The sequence below is a fragment of the Streptomyces humi genome (assembly GCF_001005085.2).
Classification (GTDB): Bacteria; Actinomycetota; Actinomycetes; order Streptomycetales; family Streptomycetaceae; genus Streptomyces; species Streptomyces humi.
Genome location: NZ_LBMU02000108.1, coordinates 1 through 20,094, shown reverse-complemented (window position 1 = coordinate 20,094; position 20,094 = coordinate 1). Strand labels below are relative to the sequence as shown.

Here is a 20,094-nt window from a genome sequence, read left to right as displayed (position 1 = left end):
ACCCATGGTAGATATGACTTGAAGTATTAAACCCATATGTATTCAGGGAGCCTCATGAACCTCAACCTCACGGGCAAGACCGCCGTCGTCACCGGCGCCAGCCGGGGCATCGGACTGGCCACCGTCCGGACCCTGATCGACGAAGGCGTCCGCGTCGTGGGCGCCGCCCGTACCATCACGCCCGAGCTGAAGGAGACCGGCGCCCACGCTGTGTCGGCGGACCTGAGCACCGCGGAAGGCGTCGCCGCCCTCATCGACACGGCTCTGGTCGAACTGGGCGGCATAGACCTGCTGGTGAACAACGTGGGAGGCGGCGACGAGGCCGTCATGGGTTTCCTCGACGCCGGCGACACTCAGTGGACCAGCATGTTCGACATCAACGTGCTCGCCACCGTCCGCGCCACGCGCGCGGCCCTGCCCAGCCTGATCGAGCGTCGTGGGGCGGTCGTCAACGTCTCCTCCGCCGTCGCCAGGATGCCCGCGGGCGTTCCGGCCAGCTACAGCGCGGTCAAGGCGGCGGTCACCGCGCTCGGCAAGTCCCTGGCCGAGGAGTTCGGTCCCCAGGGTGTGCGCGTGAACACCGTTTCCCCGGGCCTGGTACGCACCACCGTCTACGAGGACGCCAACGGGCCTGTCGCCCAGCTGGCCGCCGCGGCGGGTGTCAGCCTCGCCGAGTTCGTCCAGCAGATCGCGAAGTCGCAGAACATCACGACCGGCCGTATGAGCGAAGCCGAGGAGGTCGCGGCTCTGGTCGCGTTCCTGCTGTCCGACGTGGCCGGAAACATCACGGGCGCTGACTACGTCATCGACGGCGGCACCATCAAGACGGTCTGAACCGTCCGTCAAGCCCGCCGCGGCGGCACACGGAATCCAGCACCTCAAGCCACAAATACGGAGTTCGGACCATGACTCACATCGTTGCCGCGTCCGCCGAGCGCACCATCGACGCGCCCGCGGACAAGGTCTACGGGTACCTGGCGGACACGCAGCTTCACTCCCGGTTCCTGCCGCCCCCCTTCTACGACTTCCACATCGAGGAGAACGGCGTGGGCGCGGCCGACGCTGTCTGGTACAAGATCGACTTCGCTGGAGGTGTCCGGGAACTGCGGATGCAGGTCACCGAGCCGGAGCCGGGCCGAACGCTGGTCCACACCGACACAGGCGGCTCCGGCCTCGTCACGACGTTCACCGTGACCCCGCACGGCGAACGGGCCCGGGTGAACATCACCTCCCGCTTCGCCGGCGAAAGCGGCGTCGCCGGGTTCGTCGAGCGGATCATCGCGCCGCGCAGGCTGCACCGCGTCTACGTGAAGGAACTCGCCCGCCTCGACGCCTACGCCCGCGAGCACCGCGCCGCATGACTGCGGCACGCCGACTGGACCGGAGCCCGGGGCCTGACGGCTTGCGAGACGGTCCGCACCAGCTATCAGTCATCAGCCATCTGTCATCAAGGGAAGAGGAGTTCAACCATGAAGATGCTCACCTTCAAGGCCACGACCCACGCGGCGGAGTCTGCCCGTATCGGCGCGCCGATCAGCGCGGTGGCCATGGAGTCCGTGATCGACGAGCCGGGGCCTGTCGAGGTCAGGACGATCGGCGCGGACTGGGAGGCCCCGATCACAGGGCTCCTCAACATCAAGCACCCCAAGGCCGTCGCGGCGGGGATCAACGACCACAAGGAGCCCATCAAGATCTACGCCCACGTCGTGCGGCACCCCACACACGGGTTCTTCCTCGTCGACACGGGCGTTTCGCAACGGCTGGTGGACGACCCGGTCGGCGTCGGGGTCGGCATGATGCTGAGAAAGTACGGGGGCATCGAGAAGATGCGCCCTCAGCAGAGCACCGCGGAGATCATTGAAGCGGAGGGAGTCCCCTTGGGCGGGGTCTTCATGACCCATCTCCACCTCGATCACGTCTCCGGGCTCCCGGACGTTCCCAAGGACGTCCCCATCTACACCGGCGCCAACGAGGCGGAGGCGTCGCTCTTCCTGAACCTGTTCGCCCAGGGCACGAACAACCACCTCCTGGCCGGCCGGCCACCGCTTCAGGAACTCCAGTTCACGAAGGACGCGGGCGGACGGCTCGAAGGTGTCAACGACGTGTTCGGCGACGGCTCGTTCTTCGCGATCCTCACCCCCGGGCACACCACCGGACACGTGTCCTACCTCGCCCGCACCGCGGCGGGTCCGGTGCTCATGACCGGGGACGTCAGCCACACGCGCTGGGGCTGGGACAACGGCGTCGAGCCCGGTACCTACATGCAGGAGCGCGAACCCAGCATCAAGAGCCTGCTCGCCTTGAAGGCGCTCAGCGAGCGTCACCCGAACATGATCGTGAGGCTGGGTCATCAGGAGTAGGCAGCACAGCCCAGGCGACTCACAACGCCGGTGTCGAGCCCCCCATTAGCTGATCGGGGGCTCGACATCCGTCCACCCCCCGAATCCAGCAGGGCGAACGGTGCACTCGCCAGGCCGGTGACGAGGGCTCCTCACTCGGCGGCAGCGGTGAAGTGCCGTCCCCGGTCGGCGATGTTGTGAAAGGTCGGAATGCCGAGGTCCACGACGGTGCTCCGACGGATTCGTTCGGCGTCCAGCTGGCGAGCTTGTCCTGGGCTGCGGCGAGGCGAGGCCAGGCGTCGAGGAACCGGCTGATCATGTGGGCGGCCAGTTCCGGCTTGGTCGCGAAGACGGTGTCCTCGCCCAGGCCCGCGGCCCGGCAGCGGTCGGCGTCGCACGTCCACGACCGCGGGATGTACAGCTCGCGGTCGACCGCCGTGTGTCCGCGCCCTCCCGCGTGGACGAGGTGGACCGCGACCCGGGCGTTCTCGATCCGGCCGGCGGTGTCCGGTGTACTGGCGCTGGACACCGACGGTGTGCGTGCCGTTCTTCACGTCCCGGTCTCGTCGACTACGAGCACCGCATCGTCGTCGCGCAATGCTCCCGGTCGTACTCGCGCACGTCATCTCGCACCCGGTCGGCATCCCACCTGACCCGGCCGCGCAGGTGCTGCATACCGTCCGGACTCGCCTCCCCGGCCCACTCGGCAATGATCAGCAGGTCTCGCGCGGCAGGTCCGCCGCAAGTCCCCGCACCAGGTTTCTCACCCGGCGCCGGGGTCCGACCCGTGCGAACCGACCCGCTGTCCGGCCCATCAGGGCCTCGAACGACTCCTGCCGGCGGGCAGGGACTGCGCTGTGGCCCGCGGCCACCGCATGATCTTCCATCTTCACACTCCGAAGGTCAGCGGTGGCCGCCTTGGTCTCTCGGCCCCCTGTCGCAGCTCGGTGAAGATCCGGCCTTCGTCCTCACCTGATGGCGGGCGCGATCAGAGAGTCAGGGCTTGGGCTTGAGGGTGCTTCCGGGGCGGAGTTCGCCGTCCTCGTCCAGATTGTTCAGCACGGCGGACAGGCCGGTGCGCAGCATCTTCCGCCGGACGTGGCCCAGGATCTGGGTCATCAGGAGCCCGCCCGCACCAGTGAAGCCCGTGTGGTCGTAGGTGAACCGCGTTCCTGTGCCATGGGGCTCGATGCGGTAGGCGACCTCGATGGTCCCGCCGCCGCCATGGTCGGTCCATGAGTAGCGCAGCAGCCGGGGTTCGTCCACCTCCAGTACGACGCAGTCGACGATGCCGCTCCAGCCGGGCTTGGGCTTGGCGATGAACTGGAACCGGGCGCCGACGGCGGTGGTGAATCCTTCTGGGCGTGCCCCGGCCCCGGTGGCTGTCCACAGCGGTATGAGCCGGGGATCAGTGACGGCGTGCCAGACCCTGGTGGGGGAGTGCGGGTAGTCGCGGACGATGTGGATGGCGCTCATGGGGCTCCCGAAGCGGTGCGCAGCGAAAACTGGAATGTACAGCCACTGAAAATTTACAGTAGCAGTAAATATTCTGCCGCTGCACTACTCTGTCGTCATGAGCACGGTGGACTGGACGGCATGGCGTCCGCGGACCGCGGCGCCCGAGGCCGAAGGGCTGCGGGAGCAGAAGAAGCGTTTGTTGCGGCAACGCCTGTCCGATGCCGCGACCGAGATGTTCCTGGAGCGCGGCTTCGACGCCGTCCGCGTATCGGAGATCGCCCAGGTGTGCGGAGTCTCGGAGAAGACCGTCTTCAACTACTTCCCCACCAAGGAATCACTCATCCTGGACCAAGGCGAGACCACGATGGCCGCCTTGAGCGCAGGCCTGGCTGACACGAACCACTCCGCGGTCGAAGCGGTGTTGCGGATCCTCTCCGATGAGCTGCGAGCCATGACCTCCTGGATCGCCGCGCAAGACGACTCCAAGCAGGCTGCCGCCATGATCAGGCGCTTCGGCGCACTGATCAGGTCCACGCCCTCACTACGGTCCTACCACCGGGACATGACCGACGGGCTTGTCACCGCCGCAGCCGAAGCGCTGGCCCAGCGCGCCCACAGCAGCCCGGACGACCCGGAATCGCAGATCGCAGCAACAGCCCTGGTCGGACTGTGGTCCATCCAGTTCCAAAGCCTTGGGAAACATCTGGACGGCGTCCGCACCGCGACGCAGGTTCATGAGGCAGTGACCGCCGACGTCCGCCGCGCGGCCAAGCTCATCGACACCGGCCTGACCTCATTCGAAGGCACCGCTGCGATCCGCTGATGGTGCTCAGCCACAGATCGCGTGCGGAACCCGGCAAGATCACGACCTGTGTCCACCGCAGCCCTTTCTCCGACAGTCAGGACCCCGGCTGACGCGGCTCTGGCACTCACCCGTCTGAGACGTGATCAGGCGTCAGTTGACGGTGCAGATGCCTCCGGGCCCCGCTGCGCTCACGGCCCGGTGACGGCCGACACCGGCGTCTGTTGGCGCAGGCACCAGTCGAGCGCGGCGGGCCAAGGGCCGTATCCGTCTGCGGGGGTGATGTGGCCGGCGGCGGGAAGGACATCGCAGTCCAGGCCGAGCGCGGCGCTCCACGTGCATGGATCTGCGGGCGCGTAGGGATCGGTCGCCGACACGACCACATGCGGCGGCTTGGCCGACGCAGCGGCCAGGAGCTCACGGTCGATGTGCTCAAGCTTGAACTCTTCATTGCCGTTGGCCACGGTGAAGGCCTGGTCACCCAGCGGGGAGACCAGCAGCACCCGGGTGACCCGCAGTTCCTCCGGCAGGGTCTGGGCGGCGCGCAGCCACAGGGCGCAGCCCAGGGAGTGGCACACCACGACCCTTTCCTGGTCGCCGAGTTGGGCCAGTTCGGCGTGCAGGAGATCGATCCAGTCGCCCACCGACGGCTGCTCGGGTGCGGGGAACTGCGGATACAGCACCTGCTCGCCCCGTTGTCGCAGAGCCTCGGTCAGCCACCACAGCCAGTGCTGCCGGGGGCGACGGTGCAGCACGCCGTGCACCATGAGGAAGCGCCGCGCCGGTGAAGGCGAGCTGGGCATGCCAGTCATCTGTCTCCTTCACCCTGGCCTTGATCTTCAGGTTGTGGTGACCGTGCACGGCCACTGTACGGATCCATCGAGGATCCTCGACCCCTGGCATGGCTGCTGACCAGCCCCCAAGAGTGGAAATGCCCGCAGGGGCACGAAGATTGGCCGCCAGGCCGTCGGCTGCCTGGGCAGACTGCCCGGCAACCCGTCGAGCCGCTTACTGAGCTGTACTGAGATTTGTGGAGTCCCTGATGTCAGGCTTACGGTCCTGGCGAAGGAAATCCACCGGCACCGTGGCTGTATCCCGTGTACCTCGTGAATACCCCGACGAGCTCCGCGAGCGCGCGCTCCGTGAGGTCCGCACCGCCGGCAGGCCCGTCGCCCACGTCGCGAAGGACCTGGGCATCCACAAGGAGGCCCTGCGCGGCCGGGTCCGCCAGGCCGGGGCCGACCGTGGCGAGGGCGACGACCGGCTGACCACCGCCGAGCAGGACGAGCTCGAAGAACTCCGCAAAGGAAGTGGCGGAGTTGAGGCGGGCGAACGAGATCCTCAAAGCCGCCTCGGTGTTTTCTGCCCAGGAGATCGACCTTCCCCGGCGAGGCCGAGCAGGTGATCGCCCGCCCGCGTGACAGAGGTCTCGGGGCCATCCCGTCTGCCGGGTCCTCGAACTGTCGCCGTCGACGTACTTCGCCCGCAAGAAACGGCCGAAGCCGGCCCGCCGGCTCCGCGACGAACAGCTGATGCCGCTGATCGAGGAGATCCATGCGGAGCCGGGGCGCACGTATGGCGCTCGTCGGATCACCCGCGCGCTTCGGCGCAAGGGTCACGAGGTGGCCCGCTGCACCGTCGAGCGGCTGATGGCCGAGTTGGGCCCCGAGGGCGTGATCCGTGGCCGGCGGCGCCGCACCACGGTTCCAAAGCCGTCGGCGCCCTGGTCGCCGGACCTGGCCGACCGCGTTGGTGCTCCGATCGGCCGCCGTCGACCGGCCGAGCCGACTGATGTCAGCGGCGCCGCTGGTCGGCACGCAGCTCGAAGTCGCCGTAGCTGTTGTCGACCGGGTTGACCGTGACGCCAGGGGCGACGATCTCGTCAATGGCGTCGAGGACGTCGGAGGACGGGGTGATGTCGGCAGCGGGCAGGAACGCCTCCAACTGCTCCATGGTGCGAGGTCCGATGATCGCCGAGGTGACACCGGGGTGGTTGATGACGAAGGCGACGGCGAGTTCGATCAGGGAGACGCCGGCCTTCTCCGCCAGGACAGCGAGCTGTTCTACGGCGTCGAGCTTGCGCTGGTTGGCGGGGGTGCTCATGTCGAAGCGGGCCTGGGGGCGGGCGGCCGAAGCCGGCCCCTCGGCGGCGTTCTTGCGGTAGCGGCCCGAGAGCCAGCCGCCGGAGAGCGGGCTGTAGGTGAGGGTGCCCATGCCGTGGCGGCGAACGGTGGGCAGCACGTCCTCCTCGATGCCGCGGACGAGGACCGAGTAGGGCGGCTGCTCGGTGACGAAGCGCTCCAGGTTCCGCTCGCGCGAGGTCCACTGGGCTTCGACGATCTGCGAGCCGGAGTAGGAAGAGGAGCCGATGTAGCGGACCTTGCCCTGGCGGACGAGATCGGTGAGGGCGCCGAGGGTCTCGGAGACGTCGGTGTCGGGGCTGGGGCGGTGGACCTGGTAGAGGTCGATGTGGTCGGTGCCGAGCCGCCGCAAGGAGCTCTCGACCGCGCGAATGACCCAGCGGCGCGAGCCGCCCCGCTGGTTGGGGTCGTTCTGGTCCATGGGCATGAAGAACTTGGTGGCCAGGAAGACGTTCTCGCGACGACCTTGGAGCGCCTTGCCGACGATCTCCTCCGAGACGCCCGCGGAGTAGACGTCGGCGGTGTCGACGAAGTTGATGCCCGCGTCGAGGGCGCGGTGGATGATCCGGATCGAGTCGGTCTTGTCTTCGTTGCCCCAGGGGCCGAACATCATCGCGCCCAGGCACAGCGGGCTGACCTGGACGCCGGTACGGCCCAGCGGTCGGTACTGCATGGAGGGGTTCTCCTCTTCCGTGAGGGGTCAGTCGTTGCCGGAGGGCACGACCGTGCCGGTGGTCGTCCAGCTCGCGAGCAGGTTCAGGGCCTGCTGTTCCGGGGAGTCCGGCTCGGGTGTGTAGAAGTTGAGGCGCAGGCCGGGGTCCGAGGGCAGTTCCATCGCCTCGTAGGGCAGTGCGAGATCGCCGACGAGCGGGTGGTGGAGGTTCTTCATACCGGAACGGTGGAACTTCACGTCGTGGCGTGCCCACCTTTGGGCGAAGTCGCCGCTGCGGGTGGTCAGTTCGCCGATCAGGTCGGTGAGGGCCTTGTCGTGGGGCGCGCGGCCTGTCTCGGTGCGCAGGAAGGCGACGGCGTCGTCGGCGCCCTTGTCCCAGTCGACCCAGAAGTCCTGGCTGGCGGGGTCGAGGAACAGAAAGCGGGCGCTGTTGACCGGCCCGCGCTGCGCGAACAGCGGTGAGTCGAACAGCGGCGCGTACAGCGCCCGGCCCAGGGCGTTGGCGGCGACGATGTCGAAGCGGGCGTTGCGGACGAACGCCGGTACGCCGGTCATCGAGTCGAGCAGCCGCAGGATCGTCGGCCGGACGCGCGAGGAGGTCACCGCCGGCCGCCGCCCGGACGGGCTGGCAGCGCGGGCCAGATCGTAGAGGTGGGTGCGTTCGGCCTCGTTGAGGTGCAGGGCGCGCGCGAGGGCTTCGAGGACCGAGTCGGAGGCTCCGGCGAGGTTGCCGCGCTCCAGGCGGACGTAGTAATCCACGCTCATGCCGGCCAGCAGGGCGACCTCTTCGCGTCGCAGGCCCGCGACGCGGCGGTTTCCGCCGTAGACCGGCAGTCCGGCCTGCTCTGGGGTGATTCTGGCCCGCCGGGTGCTGAGGAACTCCCGCACCTCGGCGGCCACGTCCTTCTTGGTGTGGTCGGTCATGCTCATTTCCTGGTGTGGGTGCCCGGCTCTGACCGGGCTGGTCGCGTCGGTCACCGGGTCGGACCTGACCTCGAGCAGAGGGGCACGGAGCACTCCTCCCGGTCGGTCTGCGTGGTGTGCCGGCTCATCCACGGTAGGTCGGCCTGGAGGGGCCTGCGAGGTACTGCCAGTACCTGGAAGAGCAGTGACTCCCACTGCCTCCTCAAGGTGCCGTTACCTGGAAGACGCCACAGACTGGCGGCCCGGGATCGGGCCGCACTCCCGATCGACGCGAGGAAGACCGTGCGCACAGCAGCCACCCACGACATCGGCGACGCCCCCGCCGGGCCGGTCAGCGACTCGAGCCGTCCGGGCGGCCCGAGCGGCCACAGGACCACCGCCCCGCGCCGCCAGGCGCAGCGTGCCTCCGGGGGCCCGGTGCGTTCGACGCTGATCCTGGCGATCATCTGCATCAGCTACTTCATGGTCATCCTGGACAACTCGATCGTGTTCACCGGGCTGCCGCAGATCCGCTTGGACATGGGTTTCTCCGAGACGGGCCTGTCGTGGATCACCAACGCCTACGTCCTGGTCTTCGGCGGGCTGCTGCTCCTGGGAGCGCGCGCCGGTGATCTCTTCGGGCACCGCAAGGTCTTCCTGTACTCCCTGGTGGTCTTCTCGCTGGCCTCGCTGCTGGTGGGCGCCGCACAGAGCGCCTGGTGGCTGATCGCGGCCCGGGCGCTCCAGGGCGTCGGCGCCGCCGTTCTGGCCCCGTCCGCGCTCTCCCTGCTCACGCGCAGCTTCGCGGAGGGCAAGGCCCGCAACCGGGCCATGGCCGCCTACAGCGCAGTGGCCGGCCTCGGCGCGGCGTTCGGGCTGGTCGTCGGAGGTCTGGTCGCGGACCTGATCTCGTGGAGGGCCGGTTTCTTCCTGAACGTCCCCATCGGCATAGTGATGATGATGCTGGCGGTGCGGTTCCTGCCCGAGACCGAGCTTCGCGGCGGCCGGTTCGACGTGGCCGGGGCCCTGCTGGCGACGCTGGGGTCGACCGCTCTGGTACTGGGCATCGTCGACGCGGCCGACCACGGATGGACTGCACCGGCCACCCTGCTCCCGCTCGCAGCGGGCGCGGTGCTGCTGGCCTTGTTCGTAGGGGTGGAGCGACGGGCCGCGCACCCGATCGTGCCGCTGCGTCTGTTCGCGAGCCGCGAGCGGTCCGGCGCCTACGCCACCCGGATGCTCTACATGGGCGCGATGATCGGGTTCTTCTTCTTCACCGCGCAGTTCGTGCAGAGCGTTTACGGCTGGACGCCTCTGCGGGCCGGCCTGGCCTTCCTGCCGATGACGCTGGTCAACTTCGTCTTCGCCATCCGCGTGCCCCGGCTGCTGGAACGGTTCGGCAGGCCGTGGGTACTCGCCGCGGGGGTCGTGCTGACGGCCGTGGGCATGGCCTGGCTGAGCCGTTTGGACCTGTACACCCCCTACCTGACCGGTGTGGCGCTGCCCATGATGGTCATCGGTGCCGGCCAGGGCCTGGCGCTGGCCCCGATGACCTCCAGCGGCGTCGACGGCGTCGCCCCTGAGGACGCGGGGGCCGGCTCCGGGCTGGTCAACACCGTGCACCAGATCGGCAGCGCACTGGCCCTGAGCATCCTGACGGCCGTGGCCGCCACCGTCTCCACCGGTCACGCGGCCGCCGACATCGCGGCCCGCTCCGCCACCGCGCTGACGGGCTCGGCCGTCCTGCTCGCGCTGGCGGTCGTCGCCGTCCTCACCCTGATCGTGCCCGCCCGGGCGTCCCGCAAGTAAAGGAGTACGTGATGCAGACCCTCACCCTCAACAACGGTGTCGAGATGCCCGCCCTCGGCCTCGGCGTCTTCCAGAGCTCGCCCGACGAGACGATCGCCGCGGTCACGGCCGCGCTGGAGCTCGGCTACCGGCACATCGACACCGCCGCCGCCTACGGCAACGAGCGCGAGGTCGGCCAGGCCATCCGCAACTCGGGCGTCCCGCGCGAGGAGATCTTCGTCGAGACCAAGATCTGGATCAGCGACTACGGCTACGACGAGACCCTGCACGGCTTCGACAAGAGCGCCGCCAAGCTCGGCGTCGACCAGATCGACCTGCTGATCCTGCACCAGGCGCTGCCGTCCGAGTTCGACAAGACCCTCGACGCCTACCGTGCCCTGGAAAAGCTCCTGGCCGACGGCAAGGTCCGCGCCATCGGCGTCAGCAACTTCATGGCCGACCACCTGACCACGCTGCTCGATGCGATGTCCGTCGTGCCGGCGGTCAACCAACTGGAGATCCACCCCTACTTCCAGCAGCGCTCCGTTCTCGACTTCGACACCGCCCACGGCATCCTCAACCAGGCGTGGTCCCCCATCGGAGGGATCACCTTCTACCCGGGCTACGGCGAGGACCGCCGAAGCGTCCTTCAGGACCCGGCCGTCACTGCCATCGCCGAGAAGCACGGCAAGAGCCCCGCCCAGGTCCTGCTGCGCTGGGGCCTGAAGCAGGGCCGCTCGGTCATCCCCAAGTCCACCCGGCGCGAGCGGATCGCCGAGAACATCGACGTCTTCGACTTCGAGCTCACGGCAGACGAACTCACCGCGCTGGACGCACTGGAGACCGGCCGGCGCGGCGGCCCTGAGCCCGAGAACGTCACCCTCGCCGCCTACGGCCGCGCCATCCCCGAAGCCTGACCTTCCCCGTACGACCTGCAAGAAGGAACCACAGTGCCCACCACCGTCCATGCCTTCGGCGCCCACGAGGCCGGCCGGCCGCTCGTCCCCGTCACCATCGAGCGCCGCGGCGTCGGCCCCCACGACGTCCGGCTCGACATCCTGTACTGCGGGATCTGCCACTCCGACATGAACTTCGTCGACGGCTCTTTCGGCCCGCTCCCGGTCAGCCCGCTCGTGCCCGGCCACGAAATCGTCGGCCGTGTCACCGAAACCGGCTCCGAAGTCACGCGCCACCAGGTCGGCGACCTGGTCGGCATCGGCTGCATGGCCAACTCCTGCCGCGAGTGCGAGAACTGCCGGGCCGGGCAGGAGCAGTACTGCCTGAACGGCCACACCCTCGTCTTCGGCAGCCCCGACCCCGCCCATCCCGGCGCCCACACCCAGGGCGGCTACTCCGAGGCGATCGTCGCCCCGGAGGATTTTGTCGTCCGCGTGCCCGAGACCCTCGACCCCGCCGCCGCGGCTCCCCTGCTGTGCGCGGGCATCACCGTCTACGCGCCGCTCAAGCGGTTCGCTGCCGGTCCCGGGACCAAGGTCGCGGTCGTCGGCCTCGGCGGCCTGGGCCACCTCGGCGTGAAGATGGCCAAGGCCATGGGCGCTGACGTCACCGTGCTGTCCCGGTCGGACAGCAAGCGCGAAGCCGCCGCGGCCCTCGGCGCCGACCACTACGCCGCGACCGGCGACGGCACCGCCTTCACCGAGCTTGCCAACACCTTCGGTCTCATCCTCAACACCGTCAGCGCGCCCATCAATCTGGCGGACTACCTGGGCCTTCTCCGTCTGCACGGCACCATGATCAGCGTGGGCGTCACCACGCAGCCGATGCCACTGGACGTCTTCCCCCTGCTCCAGAACGGGCGCTCCTACGCCGGCTCCCTGTTCGGCGGTATCGCCGAGACGCAGGAGATGCTCGACTTCGCCGCCGAGCACAAGGTCACCGCCGACATCGAGCTGATCGGCGCCCAAGACATCAACACCGCCTACGAGCGGATCAACGCCTCCGACGTCCGCTACCGGTTCGTGATCGACGGCTCGACCTTCAAGGGGCTGACGGCATGACGCGGCTAACCCGTCCGAGCATCAACCGCGTCCTGGTCATCGGCGGGACGGGCAGCATCGGCCGCCTCGTCGCCGCCCGCCTGCTCGAGCTGGGTCGCCTGCCGCGCGTGCTCAGCCGCGACCCCGACCGCGCCCGGCGGTCGCTGCCCGATGGCGTCGAGGTGGTGGCAGGCGAACTGGCCGATCAGCCGGCCGTGCGCGTCGCCGTCGCTGGCGTCGACGCCGTCGTGATGACCCACGGAGCGCCCTACGGGTCCGGCGACTACGCCGCGGTCGACTACGGCGCCGTGCCCGCGGTACTCGACGCGCTGGACGGACATCGCGTGCCCGTGGTGCTGATGAGTTCGATCGGGGTCACGGCGGCCGGCGGGCAGTCGCGGGAACTGCTGGAGTGGAAGCGACGCGGTGAGCGGCTCCTGCGGGCCGGCGAACTGCCGTACACGATCGTCCGGCCCGGCTGGTTCGACGCCGGCAGCACCTCCCACCAGGCGGTGGACCTGCGCCAGGGCGACCAGATCGAGTACGGGCCCGTCCGCCGCGACCACGTAGCCGAGACGATCGTCCAAGCCCTGCTGACCCCGTCCGCGACGGGGAGGACCGTGGAGGTCTTCTCGGCCGACGGGCCGGCCCTCGTCGACTGGCCGACCGCGTTCCAAGCCGCCGAAGCCGACCGGCCGGGCGACCTCGACGGCGCCCGCGACCGGCCCGGACCACGACCGCAGGCAGAACCCGAACGTGTCCGCGCCGACCTGCGCCGCCACGCCCACACCCCCCTGACACCCGACATCTGAGGAGACAGCCATGAAGGCAGCCATCTTCCGGGGCGAGAAGCGCATCGAGCTCGGCCATCGCCCCGACCCCACCGTCCAGCAGCCGACCGACGCCGTCGTCCGCGTCGTGCGCGGCTGCGTCTGCGGCTCCGACCTCTGGTACTACCGCGGCATCAACCCCCACAAGGTGGGCAGCATCGGCCACGAGTACGTCGGCGTCGTCGAGGCGGTCGGTGAGGACGTGAGGAACCTGGCCGTCGGCGACTTCGTCATCGCCCCCTTCACCTACAACGACGGCACCTGCCCCGCCTGCCAGGCCGGGTTCGAATCCAACTGCGAACACGGAGGAGCCTTCGGCGACGGCGAGAGCGACGGCGGCCAGGGCGAGAAGGTCCGCGCACCCTACGCCGACACAACCCTCGTGAAGGTCCCTGCACCGGCCGACGGGTTCACCGACGCCCAGCTCGCCTCCTTCACCGCACTCTCCGACGTCATGTGCACCGGCTACCACGCCGCCGCGAGCGCAGGCGTGAAGGAAGGCGACACCGTCGCCGTCGTCGGTGACGGCGCGGTCGGCCTCTCCGCCGTGCTGGCCGCCAAACTCCTCGGCGCCGGCCGGATCATCGCGCTCAGCCGCCACGCCGACCGGCAGGCTCTCGCGAAGGAGTTCGGCGCCACCGACATCGTCGCCGAACGCGGCGACGACGCCGTCACGGCCGTCCTCAGTCTCACCGACGGCGCCGGCGTCGACGTCGCGCTCGAATGCGTCGGCACCGACCAGTCCGTCGAGACGGCCGCCGGCATCGTCCGCGCCGGCGGCATGATCGGCGCCGTCGGCGTCCCGCTCTACGAGAAGTTCGAGTACAAGACCCTCTTCTGGAAGAACGTCGGTATCAAGGGCGGCGTCGCCCCCGCCCGCCGCTACATCCCCGAACTGCTGCCCCACATCCTGGACGGAACAATCAACCCCGGACTCGTCTTCAACTACTCCACCGACCTCGACCACGTCGCCGACGCCTACGCCGCCATGGACGAGCGCCGCGCGATCAAGTCGCTCCTCACGGTCAGCCAGCCGTGAATCCGGTCCCCTGCACCAGTTCGGTCCAGGGGAAGACCAGGTCAGGCACCCGCGAGACCGGTGGCGTAGGTCACCAGGTGGTGGCGACGGTCCGCTGCGCGACCCACACATCGCCGTGACGGTCGTATTCGGTGGCCAGACGCAGGCGCCAGTTGGCGCGGGTGCCGTACACAGCGGCATCGGTCAGGGCCGGGGCCGTCAAGCGGGCCGTGCCGTCGTCATCGATGTCGAACGCGGTGGCCTTCACCTCGATGAAGTGGTAGACGAACCGCCCCTGACACATCTGCGCCAGCCACTCCGCCTTCGGCTGCACGTATCCGGTCATGTGGCTGAGGGTGAAGTCCTCCGCGAGCAAGCCTTCGAGAGTTGTGGTGTCCCCTTCGACCATGGCGTCCAGGTAGGCGCGGTGGGCCTCCCTGAGGCCCGTGGGGGCCGTTGCATCACCGAAGGTTCTCGCACCAGGGAAGATCTCCGTATGCTCGGATGATGGCAGTCACCAGCCATTCTCGCTGCCGTGCATCGAGCGCCGGCAATGCGGCGCGGAAGTCCTCTTCGTCCTTCGGCCGGGGTTGGTGGGCTTTGTAGTAGAGCTGGACCTCTGGCGCCAAGTAGGGAACGCCTTCTGGCGAGCGCGTGCCCAATAGGTCGATGGGGCGCCTGACCTGGGCACATCGTCTGGAAATCCAGTCCCGACCCTCCGCCTCATCGAGCATGATCTGGATCTGCCAGGGTTCCGAAGGGCCGGGACGGCACCAGACGTCGTGGACCTCGGCGGACAATATCTCTCCGGGCTCCCACGGCCTGAGAGTCCCGGGCGGATCCGCTGCCCACCACTCCCATGCAGGCAGCAGCAGCTGAACGACGCGTTGGTCGCGCCGCAGCAACAGGACATCGAGATCGCTGTGCTCTCGGAACGAGTAGCCGACCGCGAGCTCGATGGCGTGACCCCCGGCAACCCACCAGGGGACACCGACCGATGAGAACAGCGTCGCCACATCGGCCAGGGGAGCTGGCTCCCAGGGACCCCACGGCGTCTCGGTGCGTGTCACTGGGCGAGGGTACTGCTGCAAGATCATTCACGGAATTGCGGACAGAGCCAATGTCGTCGACACCTGCTTCTCAGCTGGTTTCTGGTGTGGCGTGGGTGAAGTCGTACGCAGCCCAGTCGGTGATCCTGCGGTATCCGAGGCGTTGGTAGAGAGCATTGCTGGTGGGGTTGTCCGCGTTCGTGTAGAGCACGACTTCTGTGGCTCCTGCGGCGCGCGCGGCCCGGCTCACCTCTGCGGTGACGCCGGCTGCGTAGCCGCGTCCGCGGAGATGGGCTGGGGTGTAGACGGGATCCACCCGGACCATGCCGGCGACCATCGGGTTCACGCCTGCCATGGAGACGGGGGTGCCGTCCGGGGTCTCCCAGAAGGTGTAGCTCTTCTCGGCGAAGCGGGTGCTGGCCCAGGATGAGGCGTTGATGGTGACGGTCTCGCCGAGGTCGGCAGCGAGCCCACGGCACCAGCGCACGAGACGGTCGTGGTCCCGCTCGCCCACCGGGCGACTGTGGCCGTCTGGGTGCGGGTTCGGAGGGGTGAGGGTGTCGAGGCGGTAGAGGTGCATCCGGACGCGGAGTGTGGGCGTCGCGCCGGTGTGCCGCTGCCAGGCTTCGGCGAATGCGGTGGCGGTGTCGTGGTCCGCGGTGACACCTGCGAGGGTGTGGCCGAGGCCGGTCAGATAGACGGCGAGGGCGTCGGCACGCTCGGGGGAGAGTGCCGTGAGGGTCAGCCGGCGGGTCGGCGGGCGGTAGAAGATCGCTTGTGTCTCGCCCGCCGACTCCAGTCGGCCGAAGAGGACGGCTCCTGGGATGAACCCGCCCGGCTGGGACTGCCACTTTTCCAGTGTGGTGAGCGGCGTGTTGTGCAGAGCGGGGCACGAGCGGAGAAAGTCTCCGGCGCGGGCGAGGAAGTCGTCGATGTCTTCGGTGAGGTGCCAGGCATCCGGAAGCATGGTTCATGATCCCGGATGTACTGGACTTCTGGAGCGGGCACCTGCTGAGCGGCGGCGGCACCTTGCCGGCTTTGGCTGTCTCCGGGGAATGGCCGGCCGCCCGCCTGCGTTATGGGCAGCGTGGTTGTGGAGGGGACTGTGTCCCCGGGCCTCACCTATTGCCCATGAGGAAGTTCGTTCGGCTGAAGCCTCATGGAGCCTTTCGCCGCGTAGGCGACCGCCCTTCACGACCACGCACACGTCAGTGGCCCGACCCGGATCTCCCGGGGCGGGCCGCCTTCACGTCTTGGTGTGCCGGCTACCAGCGCACCCCGAGCTGGTCGAGGTCGGCGCGGCGCTGTGGGCTGAGCTTCGTGGCCCTTTTGCGGACGACTTCCGGCTCCACCTCGACGGCGCTCATCTCCACTTGGAGGTGCGCGTGCCGGCCGACGGTGCCGGGCTGCTGACCCCGGCCGCCTGACCGCGCGCTCCTTCTCCTGCCCTGCCCGCTTCCCCCTGCTCCGGAGAGTCCCCGCCGTGCTCGTCGCCCGCTCCATCGCCCTGTTCGTCGTCGCCGCGCTGTTCGAGATCAGGGGTGCCTGGCTGGTCTGGCAGGGCGTCCGCGAGCACAAGGGCTGGATCTGGATCGGCGCCGGCGTCATCGCGCTCGGCCTGTACGGGGTGGTCGCCACCTTCCAGTCCGACGACAACTTCGGGCGCATCCTCGCCGCGTACGGGGGGATCTTCGTGGCCGGGTCGATCGCCTGGGGCATGGTGGCCGACGGCTACCGCCCCGACCGCTTCGACGTGATCGGCGTCCTGGTCTGCCTCGCGGGGATGGCGGTCATCATGTACGCCCCGCGAGGCCACTGACCGGCCGCCCGGGCTCAGTTCAGGGCCTGGGCGGCGTACAGCGCGCCGAGGGCGGCGGCGAGAGCGCCGAGCAGGAGCCGCAGCGCGGTCTCGGGCAGGTGAGGCTGGAGCCGGGCGCCGAGGTAGCCGCCGATCAGACCGCCCGCACCGCAGGCCAGCCCCAGCCACCAGTCGGGGGCCACAGGTCCGGGGCTCGCCAGGGCCAGCACCGCGTAGGCGGCGGCTCCGGCGACGGAGGTGGTGAAGGTCGTAGCGAGGGTGGCTGGTGCGATGCGGGCCATGGGCAGGCCGCGCGCGGCGAGGACGGGCCCGAGCAGTGAGCCGCCGCCGATCCCGTAGATCCCGCCGACCACTCCGACCGTCAGGGCGAGGACCGCGAGGGCGAGCGACGACGGTTCGGCCGTGTCCGGCCGGCGCCGGGCGGGGCGCAGGGTGCGCCAGCACAGCCAGCTGCCGAGCGGCAGGAGGAAGGCGGCGACCAAGAGTCGGAAGACGCCGGGGCCGGGGAGGGCGAAGACGCGAATGGCGGCGCCGACCAGGACGCCGGGCAGTGTCCAGGTGACCAGGCGCCGGGCCAGAGTGCCGCGTAAGGCGCCGTCGCGGCGGTAGCGCCACAGGGCGCCGGGCCCGGCCACCACGTTGAACAGCAGGTTCGTCGGGGTGACCGCCGGGCTCGGCACGCCGAGGACGCTGAGCTGAACGGGGAGGAGGAAGACCGCTCCGGACACGCCGACCGGAGCGGTTAGCGTCGAGATCAGCAGGCCGGCCGCGAACCCGGCCCAGATCGTCCACTCCACCGCTGCCCCCGCCGCTTCGTGATTGCCCGGCCAGTATCGGCGGGCCAGGCCGCCGAGCTGCGGACCGGCAACATGATGTTCACGAGCAGCGGGTGCAGCCTGGCGTGCAGCCGCACGGGTCTGCCTCGGCCGCGGCAGCCCCGGCGGGTGCCGCCTGGGCGGTGGGTGCGCAGCAGCCGTTGCCCTGCCAGGCGTCGCGGCCTTCCTTGACGGCGATGGCGGCGATGACCAGAGCGGCGATCGGGTCGGCCCAGGACCATCCGAGGGTGGCGTTGAGGACCAGGCCGACCAGGAGGACGGCGGAGAGGTAGGTGCACAGCAGGGTCTGCTTGGAGTCGGCGACCGCGGAGGCGGAGCCGAGCTCGCGGCCCGCGCGCCGCTGCGCGGCGGAGAGGAACGGCATGATCGCCAGGGACAGGGCGGCGATGACGATGCCGGGGATCGAGCGGTCGGCCTCGCTGGTGCCGGCGAGCGCGCGGACGGCGTCGAAGGTGATGTAGGCGGCCAGCGCGAAGAAGGATACGGCGATGATCCGCAGGGTGGACTTCTCGCGGGCGTCGCGCACGGCGTGGTCGCGGGCGGAGAACTGCCAGGCGACCGCCGCGGCGGAGGACACCTCGATCACGGAGTCCAGCCCGAAGCCGACCAGCGCGGTCGAGGAGGCGATCGTGCCAGCGGTAAGGGCGACGACCGCCTCGATGACGTTGTAGGTGATGGTCGCGGCGACCAGCAGCCGGATGCGCCGGGCGAGCGCGTCGCGGCGGGCCGGGGACGGGCCGAGGGATATCGCGGCCATCAGCAGCAGTCCTTCGTGGCGGCGTCCGGGCACGTCTGGTCGGACTCGACCGCCACCACGGCGGCCAGCAGGTGCTCCAGGGCGTGGCCGAGGCGTTCGTCGGCGAGCTCGTAGCGGGTGCGGCGCCCGTCCGGGGCGGTGACGACGAGGCCGCAGTCGCGCAGGCAGGCCAGGTGGTTGGACAGCCGGGTGCGGGAGACGCCGAGCGTGTCGGCGAGCTCGGCCGGGTAGGCCGGGGCCTGGCGCAACGCGAGGAGGATGCGGCAGCGGATCGGGTCGGCGAGCGCGCGGCCGAAGCGGGCCAGCACGTCGATGTCGGAGGCAACGGTCAGCACCCCATGACAGTACAGCAAATCGTGAATTCACTTAAGCGTGGATTATCGTCGCCGAATCTGGTGGACCTACGATCGGGGCACTGACCAGCAGGGAGAGGGCTGAGGAACGTGACGGGCGACGAGCAGGACCTGGCCGAAGCGCAGAGGGCGCACTGGCAGAGCACGTACGCCGTCCACCCGGGCATGTACGGCGCCGAGCCGTCGGCACCGGCCGTCCACGCCGCGGCCGCCTTGCGGGTCGCCGGCGCGCGCGACGTCCTCGAACTCGGCGCCGGCCACGGCCGCGACGCCCTGTACTTCGCCCGCCGGGGATTCACCGTCTGGGAGCACGGCGGCTTCGCCGTCCACTTCTTCGACCGGGCCGTCGTCGACTCCCTCGCCGAGGGCTGGAGCCTGGACGAGGTCCACGCCTTCGAGGAGGGCGACCTGCCCCGCCGCCTGTGGCGCGTTACCCAGACCCGGCCGCGATGACCACCCGCCCCGCGCCCGCCCCCGACATCGTCAGATTTTGCGAGTTCCTGCGAAGATTCCACAGGAGCGGCCGGGGGAGCCGCGTCCCCCGGTCGACCTGCTGAGATGCGCGTTCTCAGGTTGTCGACGGCCGTCCAGAACCCGCGCGTACTCCACTACCGTGGCCGGCTTGTGGTGCATGGTCTGCGGACGGGCGCGACCCAATCCCCCCAGGTGAGGGCCCCTTGTTGCGCCCTGTCGTTTGGTGCCCCTTGTGACGGCGGGACCCGCCCCCTCACGGCTCCCCAAAGGGAGGCTGGGAACCCTTGCGGGGGCGGGCGGCCTTGCGTCAGAGCCTTCGCGCACCGGACAGCGAACAGCCCCGCCGAACAATGGAGGCTGTTCTACCGCGGGATGACAACCCCTCCGCGCGGTGCCGGGGCGGCACGAACAGCGACTCAGGGTGGCTGCTCGGCTCCTGCCCCGACCATAGCGAGCACCCATGGCCATCCTCCGGCCGCACGCCCGCAGTTCACACGCACGAGGGATGGCGCTCCCGGGCTCGCACAGCAACAGCCGCCATGAGGCGCGCGGCGGTACCCGACCGCAAGACAGACCGGGCGGATGCGATGGCCCCGGCCTGTGAGGGAAGACCAGGGGCCACCTGCCACGCAAGACGCCACCGAACCGCGGCCCCCGTCCCACTCCTGCGAACACAAGGGACGGCGGCACCGCCGGTGCACGCGTGCCGCTCTGTCCAACGCACGGGAGCCCACCAAGTCACTGCGCTGTCAACCAGACAGGTCACGGACGAATGCCAGGGGCCGGGGAAGGACTCGTTCGACCTCCCCAGGTCACGGGCCTTTCCCATGGTCCTGGCGGACAGGGCCTACTCGTCC

At 69.6% G+C, this 20,094-nt stretch carries 23 protein-coding genes and 1 pseudogene; 13 read left to right on the top strand and 11 right to left on the bottom strand.

Annotated features, from left to right (window positions below; genetic code table 11):
- Positions 1-54: 54 nt before the first annotated feature.
- The 3 genes from AAW13_RS39570 (at position 55) to AAW13_RS39560 (ending at position 2,360) form a co-directional block, all read left to right on the top strand.
- Positions 55-834: an oxidoreductase gene (locus tag AAW13_RS39570; protein WP_046730743.1), complete on the top strand. Its 780-nt coding sequence runs from the start codon at positions 55-57 to the stop codon at positions 832-834.
- 71 nt (positions 835-905) lie between these two features.
- Positions 906-1,361: an SRPBCC family protein gene (locus AAW13_RS39565; protein ID WP_046730742.1), complete on the top strand. Its 456-nt coding sequence runs from the start codon at positions 906-908 to the stop codon at positions 1,359-1,361.
- 108 nt (positions 1,362-1,469) lie between these two features.
- On the top strand, positions 1,470-2,360 hold the full coding sequence (locus AAW13_RS39560) for an MBL fold metallo-hydrolase (RefSeq protein WP_046730741.1): 891 nt from the start codon (positions 1,470-1,472) through the stop codon (positions 2,358-2,360).
- 259 nt (positions 2,361-2,619) lie between these two features.
- Here the strand turns inward: AAW13_RS39560 and AAW13_RS39555 are convergent.
- Together AAW13_RS39555 and AAW13_RS39550 are read right to left on the bottom strand one after the other, a co-directional pair.
- Positions 2,620-3,154, bottom strand: a pseudogene (locus AAW13_RS39555) (IS701 family transposase); the annotation flags it as partial.
- A gap of 181 nt (positions 3,155-3,335) precedes the next feature.
- Complete coding sequence (locus tag AAW13_RS39550) at positions 3,336-3,815, bottom strand: SRPBCC family protein (protein WP_046730740.1); 480 nt, start codon at positions 3,813-3,815, stop codon at positions 3,336-3,338.
- A gap of 97 nt (positions 3,816-3,912) precedes the next feature.
- Between AAW13_RS39550 and AAW13_RS39545 the strand changes: the two genes are divergently transcribed.
- A complete protein-coding gene (locus tag AAW13_RS39545; protein ID WP_046730739.1) occupies positions 3,913-4,620 on the top strand; it encodes a TetR/AcrR family transcriptional regulator in 708 nt (235 codons plus the stop codon).
- Between the two features lie 170 nt (positions 4,621-4,790).
- On the opposite strand, the gene AAW13_RS39540 is transcribed toward AAW13_RS39545, so the two are convergent.
- Entirely contained in the window at positions 4,791-5,402 is a 612-nt protein-coding gene (locus AAW13_RS39540; RefSeq protein WP_052768603.1) for an RBBP9/YdeN family alpha/beta hydrolase, read from the bottom strand.
- 239 nt (positions 5,403-5,641) lie between these two features.
- Between AAW13_RS39540 and AAW13_RS47910 the strand changes: the two genes are divergently transcribed.
- A complete protein-coding gene (locus AAW13_RS47910) occupies positions 5,642-6,004 on the top strand; it encodes a transposase (protein ID WP_420855521.1) in 363 nt (120 codons plus the stop codon).
- Positions 6,005-6,059: 55 nt separating this feature from the next.
- Positions 6,060-6,455, top strand: a complete 396-nt coding sequence (locus tag AAW13_RS47905; protein ID WP_420855520.1) for an IS3 family transposase — start codon at positions 6,060-6,062, stop codon at positions 6,453-6,455.
- Here AAW13_RS47905 and AAW13_RS39525 read toward each other — a convergent pair.
- Both AAW13_RS39525 and AAW13_RS39520 read right to left on the bottom strand, forming a co-directional pair.
- Complete coding sequence (locus AAW13_RS39525; RefSeq protein WP_046730737.1) at positions 6,394-7,413, bottom strand: aldo/keto reductase; 1,020 nt, start codon at positions 7,411-7,413, stop codon at positions 6,394-6,396. The genes AAW13_RS47905 and AAW13_RS39525 overlap by 62 nt on opposite strands.
- 27 nt (positions 7,414-7,440) lie before the next feature.
- Complete coding sequence (locus tag AAW13_RS39520; RefSeq protein WP_046730736.1) at positions 7,441-8,337, bottom strand: helix-turn-helix transcriptional regulator; 897 nt, start codon at positions 8,335-8,337, stop codon at positions 7,441-7,443.
- Between the two features lie 282 nt (positions 8,338-8,619).
- On the opposite strand from AAW13_RS39520, the gene AAW13_RS39515 reads away from it, so the two are divergent.
- From AAW13_RS39515 to AAW13_RS39495, 5 genes are read left to right on the top strand one after another with little or no spacing between them, the layout of a single operon-like run.
- Complete coding sequence (locus AAW13_RS39515; RefSeq protein WP_206306359.1) at positions 8,620-10,125, top strand: MFS transporter; 1,506 nt, start codon at positions 8,620-8,622, stop codon at positions 10,123-10,125.
- Between the two features lie 11 nt (positions 10,126-10,136).
- On the top strand, positions 10,137-11,021 hold the full coding sequence (locus AAW13_RS39510) for an aldo/keto reductase (protein WP_046730735.1): 885 nt from the start codon (positions 10,137-10,139) through the stop codon (positions 11,019-11,021).
- A 33-nt stretch (positions 11,022-11,054) separates the two neighbouring features.
- A complete protein-coding gene (locus AAW13_RS39505) occupies positions 11,055-12,122 on the top strand; it encodes an NAD(P)-dependent alcohol dehydrogenase (RefSeq protein WP_046730734.1) in 1,068 nt (355 codons plus the stop codon).
- A complete protein-coding gene (locus AAW13_RS39500) occupies positions 12,119-12,913 on the top strand; it encodes an NAD(P)H-binding protein (protein WP_046730733.1) in 795 nt (264 codons plus the stop codon). Before AAW13_RS39505 ends, AAW13_RS39500 begins: the two co-directional genes overlap by 4 nt.
- A 10-nt stretch (positions 12,914-12,923) precedes the next feature.
- Positions 12,924-13,970 (top strand): zinc-binding dehydrogenase, encoded by a 1,047-nt coding sequence (locus tag AAW13_RS39495; RefSeq protein WP_046730732.1) that lies wholly within the window; start codon positions 12,924-12,926, stop codon positions 13,968-13,970.
- Positions 13,971-14,040: 70 nt separating this feature from the next.
- Here AAW13_RS39495 and AAW13_RS39490 read toward each other — a convergent pair whose 3' ends face one another.
- From AAW13_RS39490 to AAW13_RS39480, 3 genes are all read right to left on the bottom strand, one after another.
- Entirely contained in the window at positions 14,041-14,439 is a 399-nt protein-coding gene (locus tag AAW13_RS39490) for a nuclear transport factor 2 family protein (protein WP_276207638.1), read from the bottom strand.
- Complete coding sequence (locus tag AAW13_RS39485) at positions 14,411-15,019, bottom strand: nucleotidyltransferase domain-containing protein (RefSeq protein WP_107483518.1); 609 nt, start codon at positions 15,017-15,019, stop codon at positions 14,411-14,413. The genes AAW13_RS39490 and AAW13_RS39485 overlap by 29 nt, the downstream gene beginning before the upstream one ends.
- Before the next feature lie 70 nt (positions 15,020-15,089).
- A complete protein-coding gene (locus tag AAW13_RS39480) occupies positions 15,090-15,965 on the bottom strand; it encodes a GNAT family N-acetyltransferase (RefSeq protein WP_046730729.1) in 876 nt (291 codons plus the stop codon).
- A 516-nt stretch (positions 15,966-16,481) separates the two neighbouring features.
- Between AAW13_RS39480 and AAW13_RS39475 the strand changes: the two genes are divergently transcribed.
- A complete protein-coding gene (locus tag AAW13_RS39475; RefSeq protein ID WP_046730728.1) occupies positions 16,482-16,817 on the top strand; it encodes a YnfA family protein in 336 nt (111 codons plus the stop codon).
- Positions 16,818-16,831: 14 nt separating this feature from the next.
- On the opposite strand, the gene AAW13_RS39470 is transcribed toward AAW13_RS39475, so the two are convergent.
- The 3 genes from AAW13_RS39470 to AAW13_RS39460 form a co-directional block, all read right to left on the bottom strand.
- On the bottom strand, positions 16,832-17,614 hold the full coding sequence (locus tag AAW13_RS39470; RefSeq protein WP_046730727.1) for a sulfite exporter TauE/SafE family protein: 783 nt from the start codon (positions 17,612-17,614) through the stop codon (positions 16,832-16,834).
- Between the two features lie 79 nt (positions 17,615-17,693).
- The gene (locus AAW13_RS39465) at positions 17,694-18,410 is read right to left on the bottom strand and encodes a cation efflux transmembrane domain-containing protein (protein WP_046730726.1); all 717 of its coding nucleotides are present in this window, start codon (positions 18,408-18,410) and stop codon (positions 17,694-17,696) included.
- Positions 18,410-18,745 carry an ArsR/SmtB family transcription factor gene (locus AAW13_RS39460; protein ID WP_046730725.1) on the bottom strand — a complete coding sequence of 112 codons (336 nt, stop codon included), beginning with the start codon at positions 18,743-18,745 and terminating at the stop codon, positions 18,410-18,412. The genes AAW13_RS39465 and AAW13_RS39460 overlap by 1 nt, the downstream gene beginning before the upstream one ends.
- A 108-nt stretch (positions 18,746-18,853) precedes the next feature.
- Between AAW13_RS39460 and AAW13_RS39455 the strand changes: the two genes are divergently transcribed.
- A complete protein-coding gene (locus AAW13_RS39455) occupies positions 18,854-19,216 on the top strand; it encodes a hypothetical protein (protein WP_046730724.1) in 363 nt (120 codons plus the stop codon).
- The last annotated feature ends 878 nt before the right edge of the window (positions 19,217-20,094 follow it).

Excerpts from the sequence above, each read along its gene's own strand:
- AAW13_RS39570 (WP_046730743.1), top strand. The coding sequence starts at position 55 with ATGAACCTCAACCTCACGGGCAAGACCGCCGTCGTCACCGGCGCCAGC.
- AAW13_RS39565 (WP_046730742.1), top strand. The coding sequence starts at position 906 with ATGACTCACATCGTTGCCGCGTCCGCCGAGCGCACCATCGACGCGCCC.
- AAW13_RS39560 (WP_046730741.1), top strand. The coding sequence starts at position 1,470 with ATGAAGATGCTCACCTTCAAGGCCACGACCCACGCGGCGGAGTCTGCC.
- AAW13_RS39550 (WP_046730740.1), bottom strand. The coding sequence starts at position 3,815 with ATGAGCGCCATCCACATCGTCCGCGACTACCCGCACTCCCCCACCAGG.
- AAW13_RS39545 (WP_046730739.1), top strand. The coding sequence starts at position 3,913 with ATGAGCACGGTGGACTGGACGGCATGGCGTCCGCGGACCGCGGCGCCC.
- AAW13_RS39540 (WP_052768603.1), bottom strand. The coding sequence starts at position 5,402 with ATGCCCAGCTCGCCTTCACCGGCGCGGCGCTTCCTCATGGTGCACGGC.
- AAW13_RS47910 (WP_420855521.1), top strand. The coding sequence starts at position 5,642 with ATGTCAGGCTTACGGTCCTGGCGAAGGAAATCCACCGGCACCGTGGCT.
- AAW13_RS39525 (WP_046730737.1), bottom strand. The coding sequence starts at position 7,413 with ATGCAGTACCGACCGCTGGGCCGTACCGGCGTCCAGGTCAGCCCGCTG.
- AAW13_RS39520 (WP_046730736.1), bottom strand. The coding sequence starts at position 8,337 with ATGACCGACCACACCAAGAAGGACGTGGCCGCCGAGGTGCGGGAGTTC.
- AAW13_RS39510 (WP_046730735.1), top strand. The coding sequence starts at position 10,137 with ATGCAGACCCTCACCCTCAACAACGGTGTCGAGATGCCCGCCCTCGGC.
- AAW13_RS39500 (WP_046730733.1), top strand. The coding sequence starts at position 12,119 with ATGACGCGGCTAACCCGTCCGAGCATCAACCGCGTCCTGGTCATCGGC.
- AAW13_RS39495 (WP_046730732.1), top strand. The coding sequence starts at position 12,924 with ATGAAGGCAGCCATCTTCCGGGGCGAGAAGCGCATCGAGCTCGGCCAT.
- AAW13_RS39480 (WP_046730729.1), bottom strand. The coding sequence starts at position 15,965 with ATGCTTCCGGATGCCTGGCACCTCACCGAAGACATCGACGACTTCCTC.
- AAW13_RS39465 (WP_046730726.1), bottom strand. The coding sequence starts at position 18,410 with ATGGCCGCGATATCCCTCGGCCCGTCCCCGGCCCGCCGCGACGCGCTC.